The following is a 16,695-nucleotide window of genomic DNA, read 5'->3' on the forward strand; positions in this document are numbered from 1 at the left end:
GTTCAGTCTATCAAGGCGAGCAGGTCCGTATCGCCCACATCCTGCCCGGCCTGGGTCAGCAGCGTGGTGACCTGGCCTCGATGGTGGGTCTGGTGATTGAAAAAATGCACCAGCAGGGCGCCGAACGGCTTGCTTGCCGCCGCGCCGCGCATGTTGTGATAGTGCAGGCGATGGTCGAGGTCGGGTTCGCGCAGGGTGTGGACCCAATCGATGATCAATTGGTCCAGCCAACGCCGCCGGGCGGCGAGTTCAGCCAGGTCGGCGAACGCCAGTTGCTTGAGGTCCGACGGCGCGGCGATGCTGTTCAGCGGCGCCAGCGTCGCGTAGCCGGCGGGGTGCAGGGCAAAGCGTTTGAGCCAGACGGTGTCGCCCAACGTGAGATGGTTGAGCGTGCCGAAGACCGAGCCGAAAAACGCGTGGCGGTCCACGCGCAACTCATCGTCCGTAAGCCTGGCAGCCGCGTCATAGACCTTGCGGTTCATCCACTGGTTGTAGGTCGCCAGCAGCGTCATTTGTTCGATACGGTCCACGTGCTGTACCCCTCGTTGGCAATGGTGCCGCCATCATAAGGCAATTACCTGGACGACCCGCCACGGCAACTGCACCTGGAGCAGCAGGCCAGGCCTAAAACCTGAGCGTCGCACCGGTGGTCAGCCATTGATTGCGTTCACCGCCCAGGTCGCGCCCGAGCACCAGGTCGACGTCGACAAACTCCCCGAGGTGCAGGCGCGGCCCTGCTTGCCAGGCCTGGTCACCGCCTTCCTGGCCGTAACGTTCAGCGATCAGCGTAAGGGCATCCATCAGTTGATACTCCACGCCGGTGCCCCAGGTCAGGCGCTGGGTTGGCTCGCCATCGTTGTAGGCATGGGCCCAGCCGGCATTCAGGTTCAAGCGCAGGGGGGCCAGCGGTTGCCAGGTCAAGGGGAGGGTGAGGTCGGCGCCGTCAAACCCGTGTCGTCGATCAAGGGCAAGATGCGCCCCGGCGGAGATCGCTATTTCCAGCCCCAGGTCTTGCCGTGACAGTGCCTGTGCCTTGAGTTGCGGATTCACCTGGGTCTCGCCCCGGCCTGCGCTGCCGGCCCGCGACAGCGCCGCGCCCCACTGCACCGAAGGCAGTGCGCTGAACGTGCACGCGGGAGACAGCGTTGCCGTGTGCGTGTTGCCGGCGTGCCGGTCGGCGCTGTACCAGGCGTCGAGATTGCAGGCACCCGGTGCGTTGATTGCGCCGTCATCGACCACATAGGCGCCACCGGCGGCATGGGCCTTGGACACCAGGGCGATTAACAGGATCGAACCCAGGGTGATACCGATAAACAGCAGGTTGCGCCGCAGCGCTCGCTGTTTTGCCGGCGGCAACAGCAGCAGGGTCTGGCGCGCGCCGCGATAGTGCCGCGCACGGTATTTGGCAAACCCGTCCGGGCGCTTCGGGGTGTGTTTGTTGTGCATGATGCACCTCGCTTGAATATCAGTTCTCTACGGTCAGCACCGAAATGCCGCTGGCCCTGGCCTGGCAGACCAGCTCCGACGTGTCGTCACCACCCGGCAGCGCGATGACCACATCCGCGCGACTGTCGGTCAGCATGAAATGGTTGCGCTGGCGCTCCGCCTGCTTGCCGTGGCGTTGCCAGTTGGGCGGGTAGCGCACCACGTCGATGCCGAGTTCCCGCGCCCAGTCCTCGATGGCGCTGCCGAGGAACTGGTTGCCGCCGTGAATCAGCACCTGCACCGGGCGCAGGCGGTGGTAAGCGTCCAGCACTTGGCGGGACTTTTTGCAGTCGGCGTAATGACGACCGGCACAGATCAAGACGCGCATGATCCTATTCCTTGTAATGCACGGTGGCGGCCGGGCGACGGCCACCGTTTAAACGGCGGGGGAACTCAGTACCACTGCTTGAAGCGGCGGATGTAGAGGGTTTTCATCAGTTGGGCCACGCAGCAATAGCTGAGCAGCGTGCCGACCAGCCACGGGAAGTACGCCAGCGGCAGCGGTTGCAGGCCTACCAGGGCGCCCAGGGGCGAGAACGGTACGTAGATGCCCAGCGCAATCACCACGCCGGTCATCATCAGCACCGGCCATGCCGCCGTGCTCTGGAAGAACGGAATCTTGCGGGTGCGCAGCATATGCACCACCAGGGTTTGCGAAAGCAGGCCCTCGATAAACCAGCCGGACTGGAACAGGGTCTGCATTTCCACGCTGTTGGCGGCGAACACGTACCACATCAGGGCAAAGGTGGTGATGTCGAAGATCGACGAGGTCGGCCCGATCCAGATCATGAAGCGGCCGATGTTCCTGGCGTCCCACTTGCGCGGTTTGGCCAGGTACTCCTTGTCCATCTTGTCCCACGGCAGGGCCAGCTGGGAGATGTCGTACATCAGGTTCTGCAACAGCAGATGGATCGACAGCATCGGCAGGAACGGGATGAATGCACTGGCCACCAGCACCGAAAACACGTTGCCGAAGTTGGAGCTGGCGGTCATGTTCAGGTACTTCATGATATTGCCGAAGGTTTCGCGGCCTTTGAGCACGCCTTCTTCCAGCACCATCAGGCTTTTCTCGAGCAGGATGATGTCGGCCGATTCCTTGGCGATGTCCGTGCCACTGTCCACCGAGATACCCACGTCGGCATCCCGCAATGCCGGTGCGTCGTTGATGCCGTCGCCGAGGAAGCCGACGGTGTGGCCGTTGGCTTGCAGGGCCTTGAGCACCCGGGATTTCTGCAGCGGCGTGAGCTTGGCAAATACCGTGCGTTCTTCCACATGGCGCGCCAGGGTGGCGTCGTCCATAAGCTCGATCTCCACCCCCAGCAGCGGCCGGCCTGGCTCGAGGCCGACCTGGCGGCAGATCTTGCTGGTGACCACGGCGTTGTCGCCGGTGAGGACTTTGACCGCCACGCCGATCTGCTGCAGGGCTGCAATCGCCGGGCCGGCGGTTTCCTTGGGCGGATCGAGGAAGGTCAGGAAGCCCTGGATCACCAGGTTGCGCTCATCGGCGGTGGTGTACTGCTGGCGGGCCAGGGCCTTGGGAATGTTGCGGGTGGCAACCACCAACACGCGGAAGCCGTCTTCGTTGTAGTCATTGGTGATCGCCAGCAACTCCTCGCGGCGGCGCTCATCCAGAGGCACTGCACTGCCGGCCTCCATCACGTGGGTGGCAATGTCCAGCATCTCCTCGACGGCGCCTTTGCACACCAGCAGGTGGTCGTGGGCAGCGTCCTTGACCACGATGGACAGGCGACGGCGTACAAAGTCGAACGGCAATTCATCGACCTTGCTGTAGGCAAACGGCAGCTGGAACCTGGGGTTCTGCTCCGAGAACTGCACCACGGCTTGGTCCATCAGGTTTTTCATGCCGCTCTGGTGGTAGCTGTTGAGCCAGGCCAGGGACAGCACCGCATCATCGCGCTGGCCGAAGGCGTTGATGTGATGCTCGAGGATGATCTTGTCCTGGGTCAGGGTGCCGGTCTTGTCGGTGCACAGCACGTCCATCGAGCCGAAGTTCTGGATCGCGTTGAGGCGCTTGACCACTACTTTGCGCTTGGCCATCGCCGTGGCGCCCTTGGCCAGGTTGGCGCTGACGATCATCGGCAGCATTTCCGGGGTCAGGCCCACGGCGACCGCCAGGGCGAACAAAAATGCATCGCCCCAGTCGCCCTTGGAGAAGCCGTTGAGGAAGAACACGATCGGCACCATCACCAGCATGAAGCGGATCAGCAGCCAGCTGACGCTGTTTACCCCGCGATCGAATGCAGTCTGTACCCGGGAGCCGACAATCGCCTTGGCCAGGGAGCCAAAGTAGGTGCGCGGCCCGGTCGCCACCACCACGGCTTTGGCGCGGCCGCTGACCACATTGGTGCCCATGAAGCAGATGTTCGGCAGGTCGAGCAGGTTGCCCTGGTCGGCGGCGACCGGCCCGGCGGATTTTTGCGTGACGTCGCCGAGGGTGTCGTACTTCTCCACCGGCAAGGCTTCGCCGGTGAGCACCGCCTGGCTGATAAACAGGTCCCGGGACTCGATCAGGCGGATGTCGGCAGGGATCATGTCACCGGCCGACAACTGCACGATATCGCCGGCCACCAGCTCGCGCATCGGCACTTCGCGCAGGGTGGGCTGGCTGCCCACTTGCTCACGGCGCAGCACCGTGGCAGTGGTGCGGACCATGGCTTTCAAGGCTTCGGCGGACTTGGCCGAACGGTGCTCCTGCCAGAAGCGCAGCAGGCTGCTGAGCAGGACCATGGTCATGATGATGACGACCTTGGTGGGGTCGGCTTCTTCACCGTCCTGCATCGGCAGCCAGCAGTCGGTGAAAAAGCTGATGCCGCCCAGGGTCAGCAACACGTAGATGAACGGGTTGTTCAGGGCCTGCAGGAATTGCACGATGGCGTGAGGCGGTTTGTCATGGGCCACTTCGTTGTGGCCTTCCCGTTGCAGGCGGGCAGTGGCGTCCAGTTCGGTCAGGCCATCCTGGGTGGCGCGTACGTTGGCCAAGGTGGCCGACAGGCCGTTGTGGGCTTCGCGGGCGGCACGCATCGACAGTTTGGTGTCGCTGGCGGTGCCGGTTTTCTTCTGCAGTGGCGTGTTTTTTACGGCGCTCATTGTCTGTGCTCCTGTCGCCAATTCTCGACAAAACATACCCGGTACTTACCTGAATACAGGCGAGCGAAAGCATGCCGAGTCGCTGACTTCGCGATCGGTTTAAATAAGGTGCTTGGATAACTTCTACTGGCGCGTTAGTTATAAGGCGCGCAGCGAACTACAACTGGAAAGTTTCATAAAGAACTCCAGGGACTTAATCAGGAAGTTATTGTTTCAGCGGGATTGAACGGCGCGGACGCTCAGCACTATCCCAGGCTGAAAAGCGGCGGTCTCTGCGGGTCTTTGGGGGAGGGGGCAACGCCGGGCGTGCGTCGTGGCAGAAAAACCACGTGGGCATGGCAACGCTTGGCTCGCAAGGCTGCGGCCAGTGTGGGTACATCGGGCAAAGCAAGGGTTGAGAAGGTCATAACACACCTCGGGACCGGACGGGCGACCGGCGAGGCAGTGACGGCGGAGCATCAAGCTCCAGCGCAGCTTACCGGACCGGGGAGGCGAGTCCTGTCATGTTCTGGATTGGGCGCCCGATGCCCGCCAGGGCGGTGCTCGGACAGCGACTAGATACTGTGTCCATTGGCTTCTTTTGTGAGGGTTAAAAAAGGCCCCAGTTGCGGGCAGGGGCAATCTACTCAGGCAGTTACAAAATGTCAACGCATGATTAATTAAATAGCCCGGCGTTCAGAGTTCATTCAGACAAGAGGCACTCGAAAGTTACCCGATATATAACTTCATACGCCCTGTGCGGCGAGAACGGCCAGATAGATCAAGACCAAACCGCAGGCGCCATAACTGATGCGTTGCCACATGGGCGATGCGTTCTTGCGCAGCAGGTTCACCAGTGCGGCGATCAGAAAGCATGACAGCACCGAAGCCAGCATGAAGCCGGCGAAAAACATCAGCGTCTGCCCATGGCTGGGCGTGGCGCCGACGATGCCTGACAGCGCGCTGCCCAGTGCCCCCCAGTAGACGATGTTTTTCGGGTTGGCCAGGGAAATCGCCGCGCCCACGGCCAGCGCGTTTTGCCGAGTACTGGCCGGCGCATCATCGGCTTCGGGCAAGTGCCAGGCGTCGATCAGGCTGCGTACGCCCAGCCACGCCAGGTACAGCGCGCAAATGATTGTCAGCGGCACGCGCACGGCGTCATGCTGGATCAACAGTGCGATGCCGGTGAGGCCGATCACCGCCCACACGGCATCGCCTACCAGCGAGCCAAACTGCACCAGCAAGGCGGGTGTGAAACCGTGGAGCAAGCCTCGGCGCAGGGTCTCCGCCAGCACCGCGCCGGGGGAGAGGCAAAACACAAAGCCGAATACCAGTGCGTAAAAAAAGATCGTCAGCATGCCCGCGTCCTTTCAGGAAAGTGCGAGAGCATACGCTGGCAGAGGGATGGGAATCCATATCGCCGCAGCGGATCCATCCAGCCGTTAGGAGGTGGTCATTTCCAGCAGCGCTATGCGCTCGAGTTCGACCTTCAGCTCGCCAGGGCTGAGGCGGGCAAAGGGCAGGGCGAAAAACGCCCGGCAACGGCTGGCGATGGTCTCCAGCGTGGCATCGAATGCCGCCTGGATGCTGGCCTGGTCACCTTGAACCTCCGAGGGATCTGACAAGCCCCAATGCGCCTTCACCGCCGGCCCGAAATACACCGGGCAGGCTTCCCCCGCCGCCTTGTCGCAGACGGTAATGACCACATCCGGCGGGCTGCCTTCAAACGCGTCATTGCCCTTGCTGTACAAGCCTAAGGTGCTGATGCCCGCTGCCTGCAACGTGCTCAGGCTGCGCGGCAGGACCTGGCCCTTGGGGAAGCTGCCGGAGCTGACCGCGGTAAAACCCTGCGGGGCCAGGTGGTTGAACATCGCTTCGGACAAGATGCTGCGACAGCTGTTGGCGGTGCACATGAACAGGACTTTCATTGCGGTTTCTCCGTTAGATGCTCAGGCGCAACGCGAGGGCGGCGAGGGTGATCAGCAGCACCGGCAAGGTCAGCACAATCCCGACCTTGAAGTAGTAGCCCCAGGTGATGGTGATGCCCTTGCGCGCCAGGATATGCAGCCACAACAGGGTAGCCAGACTGCCGATAGGGGTGATTTTCGGGCCCAGGTCGCTGCCGATCACGTTGGCGTAGATCATCGCGTCCTTGACCACGCCCACGGCATGGCTGGATTCGATGGACAGCGCGCCGATCAATACCGTCGGCAGGTTATTCATCGCCGAGGACAACAAGGCCGTCAGCACGCCGGTGCCCATGGCCGCACCCCACACGCCGTAAGTGGCAAAGGTATCGAGCCAGGTCGCCAGGTAGGTGGTGAGGCCGGCGTTACGCAAGCCGTAGACCACCAGGTACATCCCCAGGGAAAAGATCACGATCTGCCACGGGGCTTCCTTCAGCACCTTGCGCGTGGAGATCTTGTGGCCCTTGGCGGCGATCACCAGCAGGAGCACGGCGCACACCGCGGAAATCGCGCTGATGGGAATGCCCAGGGGTTCCAGGGCAAAGCAACCGATCAGCAGGATGCCGAGCACCCACCAACCGGCGCGGAAGGTGGCGCGGTCGTGGATCGCGCTGGCGGGGTCTGCCAGGTCGGCGGGGTCGTAGGTCTGCGGAATATCGCGGCGAAAGAACCACAGCAGCACCGCCAGGGTGGCGGCGACACTGACGACGTTGACCGGCACCATGACCGCGGCATATTCGTTGAAGCCGATCTTGAAATAGTCCGCCGAGACGATATTCACCAGGTTCGACACCACCAGCGGCAGGCTCGCCGTATCAGCGATAAACCCCGCGCCCATCACAAACGCCAGGGTCGCCGCCGGGGAAAAGCGCAGCGCCAGCAGCATCGACATCACGATGGGGGTGAGGATCAGCGCCGCGCCGTCGTTGGCAAACAGCGCCGACACCAGGGCGCCGAGCAGCACCATATAGGCAAACAAGCGCCGGCCACGCCCGCGCCCCCAGCGCGCCACATGCAGTGCCGTCCAGGCAAAGAACCCGGCTTCGTCCAACAGCAGGCTGATGATGATCAGTGCGACAAACGTCCCGGTGGCATTCCAGATGATGTGCCAGACCGCCGGGATATCCGCCAGGCTGATCACGCCACAGGCCAGGGCCAGGATCGCGCCCATCGTGGCGCTCCAGCCCACTCCGAGACCCTTGGGCTGCCAGATGACCAGGACGATGGTGAAGATAAAAATGGCGACTGCGACAAGCATGAATTAACGCTCCGGTGGCTCAGCAGCAGGTGCTGGCTCGTTGTGGTCTGTCGCCCATGGCATCCAGACGCTGTGTGTCGTTGTGCAGCCATGGCTGGTTGGCTTGCAGGGTGACGTCCAGCACCTGGCTCACCCAATCGGGCAGTGCCGGGTTGACGCGGTAGTAGATCCATTGGCCCTGGCGACGATCCAGCAGCACACCGCAACTGCGCAGTTGCGCCAGGTGACGGGAGATTTTGGGCTGGCTGTCGTCCAAGGCATGGATCAGTTCGCAGACGCAAAGTTCGCCTTCACGCTGAATCAATAGCGTCAGGCGTGCGCGAGTGGCGTCGGCCAGGCATTTGAACAGGGTGGGCGGTGTAAGGGGTTCCGACATGACCATCGCCTAAATACATATGGAAATTCGAATATACGTATGTCCATATGTTTCGGTCAAATCCTGTTTCAATTGATATGGATCAAACCTCGGGAAAACCGCCACAAGTGATTGAAATTAAAATGAAACACGAATGTCCTAAAGTGCCTCCCCATTGCTGATGAAGGAAGACCCGCGTGACCCGAGCCACTCGCAACCTGCGCAAAACCCTGGATTCCGTCGCGGAAAATAACGAAACCGCGGCATTCGACCTGATGCGTGCCGTTGAAAAACTCGGCGATGAAGTGCTGCGCCAGCGCTTGCTCAACACCATTCACCGGCTCAACCAGGACGCTCACGAACTGCGTGAGGCGCGGGACTCGGTGGAGCAGGTGTCGGTCAGGCTCGCCTGAGCAAGATCGTTCAAGACAAGCCCCATCCTACGCTGGCATGCTTGTGGACTGTCTGTCGATGAGCCGTTTCCATGCCTGCTGCCTTACCTCATTACGCCTTCGCTCGCGGTGCAATCGCCGTCATTCCCCTGTCCCTGGCCTGTGCACCCTGGGGGCTGCTGGCCGGCTCCATGGCCATCGATGCGCAATTCACGCCACTGCAAGCCCAGGGCTTGTCCGCCATTGTGTTTGCCGGCGCTGCGCAGTTGGTCGCCATTGGCATGGTCAAGAGCGGTGCGAGCCTGATTTCCATCGTGTTGACTACCTTGCTGCTGACCTCCCAGCACCTGCTGTATGGCATGCACCTGCGCCCGATTCTTTCGCCGCTCAAGACCCGCTGGCGCATGAGCCTGGGCTTTCTGCTGACCGATGAGTTCTTTGCGCTGGTCAACCACTATGACCGTGAAACCTTCAATCGCTGGTACGCCCTGGGCGTTGGCCTGACGTTTTACATCGCCTGGAACCTGTTCACCCTGGCCGGTATCGTGCTTGGCAAAAGCATCCCAGGCCTTGATCAGTTGGGGCTGGAGTTTTCCATCGCCGCCACCTTTATCGCGCTGATCACCCCGGTGGTACGCGATGTGCCGACGGTGGTCTGCGTGGCGGTGTCGTTGTTGTTTTCGGTATGGCTGAGCTTCCTGCACTGGGAGTCGGCGGTGGTGGTGTCGGGTGTGCTCGGCATGAGCGCAGGGTTTTTCTGCAAACGCCTGGGGGTTGGGCAGCGATGATTTACCTGATGATTGTGGCCATGGGCCTGGTGGTTTTTTTCAACCGCTATCTGTTTATCGAGCCGCGCCTGCCGGTGCGCCTCAGCCGTGGGGCACGGGAGTTTCTCGGGTTTGCGGTGCCGGGCATGCTCACGGCGATCTGCGGGCCGATTATTTTCCTGGCTGATCACCAGCTCAACCTGAGCCCGGCCAATCCTTACCTGCTGGCCGGCATCTGCGCCGTGGCGCTGATGTTCTGGACGCGTAACGTATTGATGACCGTGCTGCTGAGCATGGCGTTGTTCTACCTGTTTCGCTGGTGGCTCTGAAGCGCAGGCGAAAAAAAGCCCGCGGGAGGGCGGGCAGAAGGACACTTCTAAAAATGAGCCAGGCCACTATAGGCGGCATATTCTCCCTCCACAGTGAAACAAAATTCATGGAGGCGTCAGTCAGCCTTGCGGCAATGGTACAGTCACGTTTTTTTCAACGAGGCAAGGGCATGCACAAGGTGGTAATGGGCGCATTGGTATTGACGGCACTGGCCGGTTGCGCGGGCTCGAAGATGAACGAGGCACGCCTGGGGGCTCCCTACAAGGCCATGGCATCGGACAAGGCCACGCTGGTGGTTGCCGAGTGCATCCAGTTCGGCTGGCAGGATGAAAGCGTGTTTGGTGTCGACGCCGGTGGCTTCAAAGAGCCGAACGGGGCCGGTGGTTTCACCGTCTATACCACCGGTGGCGATTACTTCGTCGACGTGCAAAGCGCCGGCGCCGGTTCGTCCGTCAAGTACTACGCCGTTGAAGATACGATGCCGGCCAAGCGTCGTTTGGCCGCACTTGCGACCTGTCTGTAATCCGTTGCCTTAGTCATTTCAGGAAACGCCCGGCGGGACAGCCGCCGGACATTCGCTTATGATTCAATCCGCCCGCTCGACATAATGGCTCTTTACCAGTACATGGACGTCGAGGCCTTACCGTCGGGCGGGCACCTTTAGTCCTTATCGCGGCATAAAACCCAAATGCCAGCGCCGGGGAATCTTCAGCGACACCAGCCCCAACACGCCCGCCAATACACCGCTGACCACCAGCGCCCTCAGCCCCATGTGCTGCTCCAGCAGCGCGCCAATCACCGCGCCGACAAACATCCCCGCCCACGGAATCAGTTGCACCCGCCAGCCGTTACGGCGCTCTCCCAGCATCCAGCGCCCCAGTCCGCGCCCAAAGCGTGACAGTGCCCCGGTCACGTAGGTCAGCCCCACCGGCAAGCCGTTGACCTCTTCCACGGCTGCGTTGAGCATGCCCATCGCAATGATCGCCGCCAGCAGCGCCGGCAAGGTGTCGGCGAAGGGCAGCAAGGCTGCGCCGCAGAGCAAGGTGGCGATACACAGCAACAGGGGCAGGGCATGGCGCCGGCTGAGGCGGCCGACCACTACGCCCAAGGCGTTACCGGCGACGAATGTGGCGACCAGCAACAGCAGGCGTGCGGTCAAGCCGAGATCCCCCACACTGATGGCCACTGCCAGGCGCGTGGTGTTGCCGCTCATGAATGAAACAAAGTCGCCGCTGGCCATGAAGCCGATGGCGTCAGTCATGCCCGCCAATACCGAAAGGCTGGCCACCAGCATCAGGCCGACACGGCCGCGCCAGCGCTTTTGATGGGCCAGTGCGGCATTGGCGTAAGGCTTGTTGGGCGAAGGCAGCATAGGGCCGGGTTCCTCGGTGAGATTATCCGGCCACTACCCTAGGACGCTTTGATTGCGCGCGCAATGACCTCAGACACACTCCAGGCGCCAACCCTCAGGTTGCCAGAGCAAGCGGTGGGTTGGCCCGAGCGCCTGCATGAACGCCTCATCATGGGATACAACCATCATTGCCCCGCTGAAGCCCTGCAGCGCCTGTTCAAAGGCGATCACCGATTCCAGGTCCAGGTGGTTGGTGGGCTCATCAAGCAACAGCAGTTGCGCGGGTGTTTCACCCCACAGGGCAATCGCCATCGCGGCTTTCAACCGCTCGCCGCCGCTGAGCTGCGCGGTGGGTTGGGTGACCCGCCGGGCATCCAGTTGCAGCAAGGCCAGGCGCGTACGCAGTTCGGCTTCGGGCAGCGGTGTGTCGAGCAGGTTGAGTTGGTCGACGAGGGAGCGTCGGTCATCCAGCAGCGCCTGGTGCTGGTCGATATACGCGCAGGGCACAGGCACCGAGCACTCACCGCTGGCGGGCTGCAATTGGCCGGCCAGTACCTTGAGCAGGGTGGATTTGCCGCAGCCGTTCGGTCCCTGCACGGCCACGCGCACCGGCCCTGTGAAGTTGAGTGTGAGGGCGGGATGCTCCAGCCAGGGCAACCGGACCTCCGTCAAGGCCACCACTTGACGGCCATTGGGCACGATCGAACCCGGCAAGGCCAACAGGGTCGGCGTTTCATCCACCACGCGCTCGTAGGCTTGGCGCACCTGCTCATCCAGCGCGTGTTTGTACGCGTGATGGGCACTGCGCACGGTGCCGACGACTTCGGTGGCGGCGCTTTTCCAGCGCGCCTTGGTAAACCGATCCACATTGGCCGTCTCGGCGTGATTGCGGGAGCGCGCCGCCTGGCGTTGCAGGCTGTCATGGTCTTTCTGCACGCGCCGGCGTTCGCGGTTGCGCTCAAGGCGTGCGTGCTCCAGCGCCGCGACGGCGGCGTGCTGTTCGGTGTCGCGCTGCAGGCGATAGGCATCATAGTTGCCGCCGTAGACGTGAGGGCCGAGTGGGGACAGTTCAATGATGCGCCCGAGGGTGTTGAGTATTTGCCGGTCATGGCTCACCACCACCAGGCCGCCGCGCCATTCCTGCAACAGGTGCAGCAGCCACCGGCGGCCGGCGCTGTCGAGGTGGTTGGTGGGTTCATCGAGCACCAGCAGTTGCGGTGCGGCCAGCACGGCGCCGATCAGCCTGAGCCGCGCCAGTTGCCCGCCACTGAGTTGATCGGCCGGCGTATCCACACCCAGCTGCGCTAGGCCTGCCGTATCCAGTGCGGCGCGCAGGCGTTCGGCAAGGTCCCAGCGATTGTCGATCAACTCAAGGTCATCGACCTGCGCTGTCCCTGCCGCCATGCGTGCCAGTGCCGCCAGCACGGGCGTGGTGCCCGTAAGGTCAGCGACGGTGTCTTCCGCTGCAAGCGCCATGTCCTGGGGGACATAGGCCACGCTGGCCGAGCGCTTGAGCGAGCCGGAGGAGGGGGACAACACGCCGGCGATCAATTGGGCGAGGATACTTTTGCCCCGTCCATTGCGTCCCACAATCCCGATGGGCGTGTGGTCGATGGACAGGTTCAGGTCGTCCAGCAGGGTCTCGCCATTGGCGAACTGGAAGCACAGATGTTGCAGGGAAACCAATACGGGCAGCCGGTTGACGTCAGTCATCAGCACCTCCAAAAAATGTCGGACAGGCCAACAAGCGCGTCAGGCGGCTTGTTGCAGGTACATTCTGGAAGGCTTAGTAATTCACGTCGGCGGTCGTCCCGGAAGTCAGAAGGGGCCCAGAGCCTAACCCGCCTTGGCATTGCCGGGCAAGTCGGCGGCCAGTTGCTCAAGGAACATCGCCAAGGCGACCTCCTCGGCCTTCAGGCCTTTGCGCACCCGCGGCCTGGGCAACCTGGACAATTCACCCAGGCTGAAATGCTCCAGCACGGCCGGGTGGATATAACACTTGCGGCACACCGCAGGCGTGTTGCCCAGTTGCCTGGCGACATCCTTGACCATCGCCACCACATGCCGCTTGGCGTCGGATTCCGGCTGCCATTCCAACTCCCGCAGCACCGCCAGTGCCATGGCGGTGCCGGCCCAGGTGCGGTAATCCTTGGCAGTGAAGTCGGCACCGCTAAGGTCGTGCAGGTAGGCGTTGACGTCATGGGAGCTGACGGTGTGCCGCTCGCCGTCTTCATCCAGGTACTGGAACAGGTTCTGCCCCGGTAACTCCAGGCAGCGCTTGACCACCGTGGCCAGGCGCCGGTCCTTGACGCTGACCTGGTGCTCCACGCCGCTCTTGCCGCGAAACTGGAACTGGATCTCGCTGCCTTTGACATCCACATGGCGGTTGCGCAGGGTGGTCAGCCCGTAGGATTTGTTGTCTCGCGCATATTGGGTATTGCCGACACGGATCAGCGTGGCGTCCAGCAGCATCACCACCGTGGCCAGGACTTTTTCGCGCGTGAAGCCGGGTTCGGCGATTTGCGCTTCGAGCTGTTTGCGCAGTTTCGGCAGGGCGTTGCCGAACTCCTGCAGCCGCGCGTACTTGTCGCTGTCACGCACCTCACGCCAGCGCGCGTGATAGCGGTATTGCTTGCGTCCACGGGCATCGCGGCCGGTGGCTTGCAGATGGCCGCGCGGGTCGGCGCAGATCCACACATCGGTATACGCCGGAGGGACGGCAAGGGCGTTCAGGCGCTTGATCTCATCGGCATCCCGGATACGTTCGCCCTTGGCGTCGAAGTACTGGAACTTGCCGCGCACTCGCTTGCGGCGGATGCCGGGCTGGGTGTCGTCAACGTAATGCAGGTCGCGGGGCAGGTCGGCGGGCAGCGCGGAGTCGGGCATGGTACGGGTTCCTTGGCAACGGATCAGGCCGGTATTCCTGATTGACCGCAGCCGTGTGCGGTCGTGCCAAAAGGTTTCTTATGCCAGCACGGCCACCGCCTTGATCTGCGCCCACAGCGCCTGACCGGGCCGCAATTGCAACTGGTCGCGGGAGAACCGCGTGATCCGCGCTAGCAACGGCGTGCCGTCCGCGTCCAGGCGCACCAGCACATGGGCGCTGTTATCCGCCGCGATCTCCTGGGTAACCGTTACCGGCAGGCGGTTGAGGATGCTGCTGTGCTCTTCGGCTTGCAGGCTGAGGCTGACGTCGCGCGCCTGTACCTTGACCCGCAACGCCTTGCCCAACGCCAGCGGTGCATGGGCCACGCGCAGGTGCTGGGCGCTGTCGGGCAGTTGCAGCGTAAGCAGACGGTAGTGATCGTCATAGGCGCTGACGCGGCCATTGATCACCACGCCCGCGTCGTCCCCCAACGCCAGGGGCAGGTCGAGCCGTGCCAGGGTTTCGCCGATGGGACCACTGGCCAGGGCCTTGCCGTCGCTGAGCAACACGATGTGATCGGCCAGGCGCGCCACCTCGTCCTGGGCATGGCTGACGTACAGCACGGGGATGTCCAGCTCGTCGTGCAGGCGTTCCAGGTAGGGCAGGATTTCGCTTTTACGCTTGCTGTCGAGGGCGGCCAGGGGTTCATCCATCAACAGGAGTCTTGGGCTGGTGAGCAGGGCACGGGCGATACCGATGCGCTGGCGTTCACCGCCGGACAAGTGTTGGGGGGTGCGCTCCAGCAGATGGCCGATCCCCAGTAACTCTGTGGCCTGAGCCATGTCGACGCGGCGTTGCGGGCGCGGGATGCGTTTGAGACCAAACTCCAGGTTGGCCCGCACCGACAGATGGGGGAACAGGCTGGGCTCCTGGAACACGTAGCCGAGCGCGCGCTTGTGCGGGGGCACGAACAGACCGTTGCGGCTGTCTTGCCAGACTTCATCGTTGATCTGGATAAACCCATCTTCGGCCCGCTCCAGCCCGGCAATGCAGCGCAGGCAGGTGGTCTTGCCGGAGCCGGAATGCCCGTAGAGCGCGGTGACTCCACGGCCGGGCATATGCAGGTCCACGTCCAGGGCAAAGCCTGTGTACTTCAAGTTCAGGCGCACATTGATCATCGGCATCAACTCCAACCCATCCTGGTTTTACGGCTGGAGTAGAGCGCCAGCAACACGAGGAACGCGAACACCACCATGGCGCCGGCCAGCCAATGGGCCTGGGCGTATTCCATGGCTTCGACATGATCGTAGATCTGCACCGAGACCACGCGGGTTTTGTCGGGAATATTGCCGCCGATCATCAACACCACGCCGAACTCACCGACCGTATGGGCAAACCCCAGGATGGAGGCGGTGATAAACCCCGGGCGCGCCAGGGGCAGGATCACCGTGAAGAAGGTATCCCACGGATTGGCGCGCAGGGTCGCGGCCACCTCCAATGGGCGCGTGCCGATGGCGGAAAAGGCGTTCTGCAACGGCTGCACCACGAACGGCATGGAATAGATCACCGAACCGATCACCAACCCGGCGAAGCTGAAGGTGAGGGTGCCCAGGCCCAGCCATTGGGTGAACTGGCCGAAGTAGCCGTGGGGGCCCATGGTCAACAGCAGGTAGAAACCGATGACGGTGGGTGGCAGCACCAATGGCAAGGCTACCACCGCGCCAATGGGGCCGCGCCACCATGAACGGGTGCGCGACAGCCACAGGGCAATCGGAGTGCCGATGACCAGCAGGATCACGGTGGTCAGTGACGCCAGTTTAAGGGTCAACCAGATTGCGGAAAAATCGGCACTCGACAGGGGCATTTACTTGCTCAGTTCATAACCGTAGGACTTGATGACGGCAGCGGCTTTTGGCCCTTTGAGGTAGTCGACCAGTGCCTTGGCTGCAGCGCTGTCCTTGCCCTTGTTGAGGATTACCGCGTCCTGTTTGATCGGGTCGTGCAAGGCGGCCGGAACGATCCAGGCCGAGCCGCTGGTGACTTTGCCGTCTTTATAGATCTGCGACAAGGCCACAAAACCCAACTCGGCGTTGCCGGTGGAAACGAACTGAAAGGCCTGGGTGATGTTCTGGCCTTCGACGAGCTTGTCCTTGACCTGCTCGGTCAACCCTTCCTTGGCCAATACCTGGGTGGCGGCGAGGCCGTAAGGCGCGGCTTTCGGGTTGGCGATGGATAAGTGCTTGAAGTCATTCTTCTTCAATACCTCGCCCTTGGCGTCTACATAACCTTCCTTGGCCGACCACAGCGCCAGGGTGCCCACGGCGTAGGTGAAGCGCGAGCCCTTGACCGTGTCGCCTTCGCTTTCGAGCTTTTGCGGGGTGGTGTCGTCGGCGCTCAGGAACACTTCGAACGGCGCGCCGTTCTTGATCTGGGTGTAGAACTGCCCGGTGGCGCCGTAGGCTGCGACCAGTTTGTGGCCGGTGTCTTTTTCGAAGTCGGCGGCAATCGCCTGGATCGGTGCGGTGAAGTTGGCCGCTACGGCCACCTGGACTTCATCGGCGTGGGCCGCTGCGGTCGCGAGCAACGCAACCAATGCCGCCAGGCACGTGGGTACAAAGCGAGGGGTATTGAAAGTCATGAACGGCTCCGTTTGAGAAGGTGCAGAACCTGGTGCCGATTATAGGGAAGGGCGCTGCCAGGCGCTGTATGTATAGGTATATAGCGTAAAAATGGCAAGCAGAAATCCATCTGCGGAATCAATGTCTGCGCGCGGTCGAGATTTCCTCCCGTCGATACTCCCATGGCTGACAGCCAGGCGCTGGTCGCAACGCGATAGT

The 16,695-nt window shown here is 62.3% G+C and carries 18 protein-coding genes; 4 read left to right on the forward strand and 14 right to left on the reverse strand.

What is annotated here, in order from left to right; all coding sequences use genetic code 11:
* Positions 1-2: 2 nt before the first annotated feature.
* From AC07OT_RS00750 to AC07OT_RS00785, 8 genes are all read right to left on the reverse strand, one after another.
* Positions 3-530: a DinB family protein gene (locus tag AC07OT_RS00750; RefSeq protein ID WP_495107138.1), complete on the reverse strand. Its 528-nt coding sequence runs from the start codon at positions 528-530 to the stop codon at positions 3-5.
* Between the two features lie 94 nt (positions 531-624).
* A complete protein-coding gene (locus tag AC07OT_RS00755; RefSeq protein ID WP_495107139.1) occupies positions 625-1,446 on the reverse strand; it encodes a PA4824 family protein in 822 nt (273 codons plus the stop codon).
* Positions 1,447-1,465: 19 nt separating this feature from the next.
* Positions 1,466-1,813: a DUF2493 domain-containing protein gene (locus tag AC07OT_RS00760; RefSeq protein WP_065927468.1), complete on the reverse strand. Its 348-nt coding sequence runs from the start codon at positions 1,811-1,813 to the stop codon at positions 1,466-1,468.
* 65 nt (positions 1,814-1,878) lie between these two features.
* Complete coding sequence (gene mgtA, locus AC07OT_RS00765) at positions 1,879-4,593, reverse strand: magnesium-translocating P-type ATPase (RefSeq protein WP_495107140.1); 2,715 nt, start codon at positions 4,591-4,593, stop codon at positions 1,879-1,881.
* 725 nt (positions 4,594-5,318) lie between these two features.
* Positions 5,319-5,930 (reverse strand): LysE family transporter, encoded by a 612-nt coding sequence (locus AC07OT_RS00770; protein ID WP_027606610.1) that lies wholly within the window; start codon positions 5,928-5,930, stop codon positions 5,319-5,321.
* An 84-nt stretch (positions 5,931-6,014) separates the two neighbouring features.
* Positions 6,015-6,500 (reverse strand): arsenate reductase ArsC, encoded by a 486-nt coding sequence (locus tag AC07OT_RS00775; RefSeq protein ID WP_495107141.1) that lies wholly within the window; start codon positions 6,498-6,500, stop codon positions 6,015-6,017.
* A 13-nt stretch (positions 6,501-6,513) separates the two neighbouring features.
* Positions 6,514-7,797: an arsenic transporter gene (locus AC07OT_RS00780; RefSeq protein WP_253489998.1), complete on the reverse strand. Its 1,284-nt coding sequence runs from the start codon at positions 7,795-7,797 to the stop codon at positions 6,514-6,516.
* A gap of 19 nt (positions 7,798-7,816) precedes the next feature.
* Positions 7,817-8,173 carry a metalloregulator ArsR/SmtB family transcription factor gene (locus tag AC07OT_RS00785; RefSeq protein WP_495107142.1) on the reverse strand — a complete coding sequence of 119 codons (357 nt, stop codon included), beginning with the start codon at positions 8,171-8,173 and terminating at the stop codon, positions 7,817-7,819.
* A gap of 176 nt (positions 8,174-8,349) precedes the next feature.
* Here AC07OT_RS00785 and AC07OT_RS00790 point away from each other — a divergent pair, with 176 nt between their 5' ends.
* From AC07OT_RS00790 to AC07OT_RS00805, 4 genes are all read left to right on the forward strand, one after another.
* Positions 8,350-8,565, forward strand: a complete 216-nt coding sequence (locus tag AC07OT_RS00790) for a hypothetical protein (protein ID WP_025856028.1) — start codon at positions 8,350-8,352, stop codon at positions 8,563-8,565.
* 71 nt (positions 8,566-8,636) lie between these two features.
* Entirely contained in the window at positions 8,637-9,332 is a 696-nt protein-coding gene (locus AC07OT_RS00795; RefSeq protein WP_027606606.1) for an AzlC family ABC transporter permease, read from the forward strand.
* Positions 9,329-9,640, forward strand: coding sequence for an AzlD domain-containing protein (locus AC07OT_RS00800; RefSeq protein WP_027606605.1), 312 nt, complete (start codon positions 9,329-9,331; stop codon positions 9,638-9,640). The genes AC07OT_RS00795 and AC07OT_RS00800 overlap by 4 nt, the downstream gene beginning before the upstream one ends.
* Positions 9,641-9,810: 170 nt before the next feature.
* Positions 9,811-10,164 (forward strand): hypothetical protein, encoded by a 354-nt coding sequence (locus tag AC07OT_RS00805; RefSeq protein ID WP_027606604.1) that lies wholly within the window; start codon positions 9,811-9,813, stop codon positions 10,162-10,164.
* A gap of 144 nt (positions 10,165-10,308) precedes the next feature.
* Here AC07OT_RS00805 and AC07OT_RS00810 read toward each other — a convergent pair whose 3' ends face one another.
* The 6 genes from AC07OT_RS00810 to modA all read right to left on the reverse strand — a co-directional run bounded on the left by AC07OT_RS00810 (position 10,309) and on the right by modA (position 16,496).
* Complete coding sequence (locus AC07OT_RS00810; RefSeq protein ID WP_027606603.1) at positions 10,309-11,013, reverse strand: YoaK family protein; 705 nt, start codon at positions 11,011-11,013, stop codon at positions 10,309-10,311.
* A 69-nt stretch (positions 11,014-11,082) separates the two neighbouring features.
* On the reverse strand, positions 11,083-12,705 hold the full coding sequence (locus AC07OT_RS00815) for an ABC-F family ATP-binding cassette domain-containing protein (protein ID WP_495107143.1): 1,623 nt from the start codon (positions 12,703-12,705) through the stop codon (positions 11,083-11,085).
* A gap of 123 nt (positions 12,706-12,828) precedes the next feature.
* The gene (locus tag AC07OT_RS00820) at positions 12,829-13,878 is read right to left on the reverse strand and encodes a DNA topoisomerase IB (RefSeq protein ID WP_495107144.1); all 1,050 of its coding nucleotides are present in this window, start codon (positions 13,876-13,878) and stop codon (positions 12,829-12,831) included.
* Between the two features lie 78 nt (positions 13,879-13,956).
* Positions 13,957-15,036 (reverse strand): molybdenum ABC transporter ATP-binding protein, encoded by a 1,080-nt coding sequence (modC, locus tag AC07OT_RS00825; RefSeq protein ID WP_495107511.1) that lies wholly within the window; start codon positions 15,034-15,036, stop codon positions 13,957-13,959.
* 5 nt (positions 15,037-15,041) lie between these two features.
* Entirely contained in the window at positions 15,042-15,722 is a 681-nt protein-coding gene (gene modB, locus AC07OT_RS00830) for a molybdate ABC transporter permease subunit (protein WP_065927477.1), read from the reverse strand.
* Positions 15,723-16,496, reverse strand: a complete 774-nt coding sequence (gene modA, locus AC07OT_RS00835) for a molybdate ABC transporter substrate-binding protein (protein WP_065941572.1) — start codon at positions 16,494-16,496, stop codon at positions 15,723-15,725.
* Positions 16,497-16,695: the final 199 nt, after the last annotated feature.

It is taken from the genome of Pseudomonas sp. GW821-FHT09C10, from assembly GCF_059418085.1.

What these genes read in the sequence shown, in the direction of transcription:
- AC07OT_RS00755 (WP_495107139.1), bottom strand. Translation starts at nt 1,446, where the DNA reads ATGCACAACAAACACACCCCGAAGCGCCCGGACGGGTTTGCCAAATAC.
- AC07OT_RS00760 (WP_065927468.1), bottom strand. Translation starts at nt 1,813, where the DNA reads ATGCGCGTCTTGATCTGTGCCGGTCGTCATTACGCCGACTGCAAAAAG.
- mgtA (WP_495107140.1), bottom strand. Translation starts at nt 4,593, where the DNA reads ATGAGCGCCGTAAAAAACACGCCACTGCAGAAGAAAACCGGCACCGCC.
- AC07OT_RS00770 (WP_027606610.1), bottom strand. Translation starts at nt 5,930, where the DNA reads ATGCTGACGATCTTTTTTTACGCACTGGTATTCGGCTTTGTGTTTTGC.
- AC07OT_RS00775 (WP_495107141.1), bottom strand. Translation starts at nt 6,500, where the DNA reads ATGAAAGTCCTGTTCATGTGCACCGCCAACAGCTGTCGCAGCATCTTG.
- AC07OT_RS00780 (WP_253489998.1), bottom strand. Translation starts at nt 7,797, where the DNA reads ATGCTTGTCGCAGTCGCCATTTTTATCTTCACCATCGTCCTGGTCATC.
- AC07OT_RS00785 (WP_495107142.1), bottom strand. Translation starts at nt 8,173, where the DNA reads ATGTCGGAACCCCTTACACCGCCCACCCTGTTCAAATGCCTGGCCGAC.
- AC07OT_RS00795 (WP_027606606.1), top strand. Translation starts at nt 8,637, where the DNA reads ATGCCTGCTGCCTTACCTCATTACGCCTTCGCTCGCGGTGCAATCGCC.
- AC07OT_RS00800 (WP_027606605.1), top strand. Translation starts at nt 9,329, where the DNA reads ATGATTTACCTGATGATTGTGGCCATGGGCCTGGTGGTTTTTTTCAAC.
- AC07OT_RS00805 (WP_027606604.1), top strand. Translation starts at nt 9,811, where the DNA reads ATGCACAAGGTGGTAATGGGCGCATTGGTATTGACGGCACTGGCCGGT.
- AC07OT_RS00810 (WP_027606603.1), bottom strand. Translation starts at nt 11,013, where the DNA reads ATGCTGCCTTCGCCCAACAAGCCTTACGCCAATGCCGCACTGGCCCAT.
- AC07OT_RS00815 (WP_495107143.1), bottom strand. Translation starts at nt 12,705, where the DNA reads ATGACTGACGTCAACCGGCTGCCCGTATTGGTTTCCCTGCAACATCTG.
- AC07OT_RS00820 (WP_495107144.1), bottom strand. Translation starts at nt 13,878, where the DNA reads ATGCCCGACTCCGCGCTGCCCGCCGACCTGCCCCGCGACCTGCATTAC.
- modC (WP_495107511.1), bottom strand. Translation starts at nt 15,036, where the DNA reads ATGATCAATGTGCGCCTGAACTTGAAGTACACAGGCTTTGCCCTGGAC.
- modB (WP_065927477.1), bottom strand. Translation starts at nt 15,722, where the DNA reads ATGCCCCTGTCGAGTGCCGATTTTTCCGCAATCTGGTTGACCCTTAAA.
- modA (WP_065941572.1), bottom strand. Translation starts at nt 16,496, where the DNA reads ATGACTTTCAATACCCCTCGCTTTGTACCCACGTGCCTGGCGGCATTG.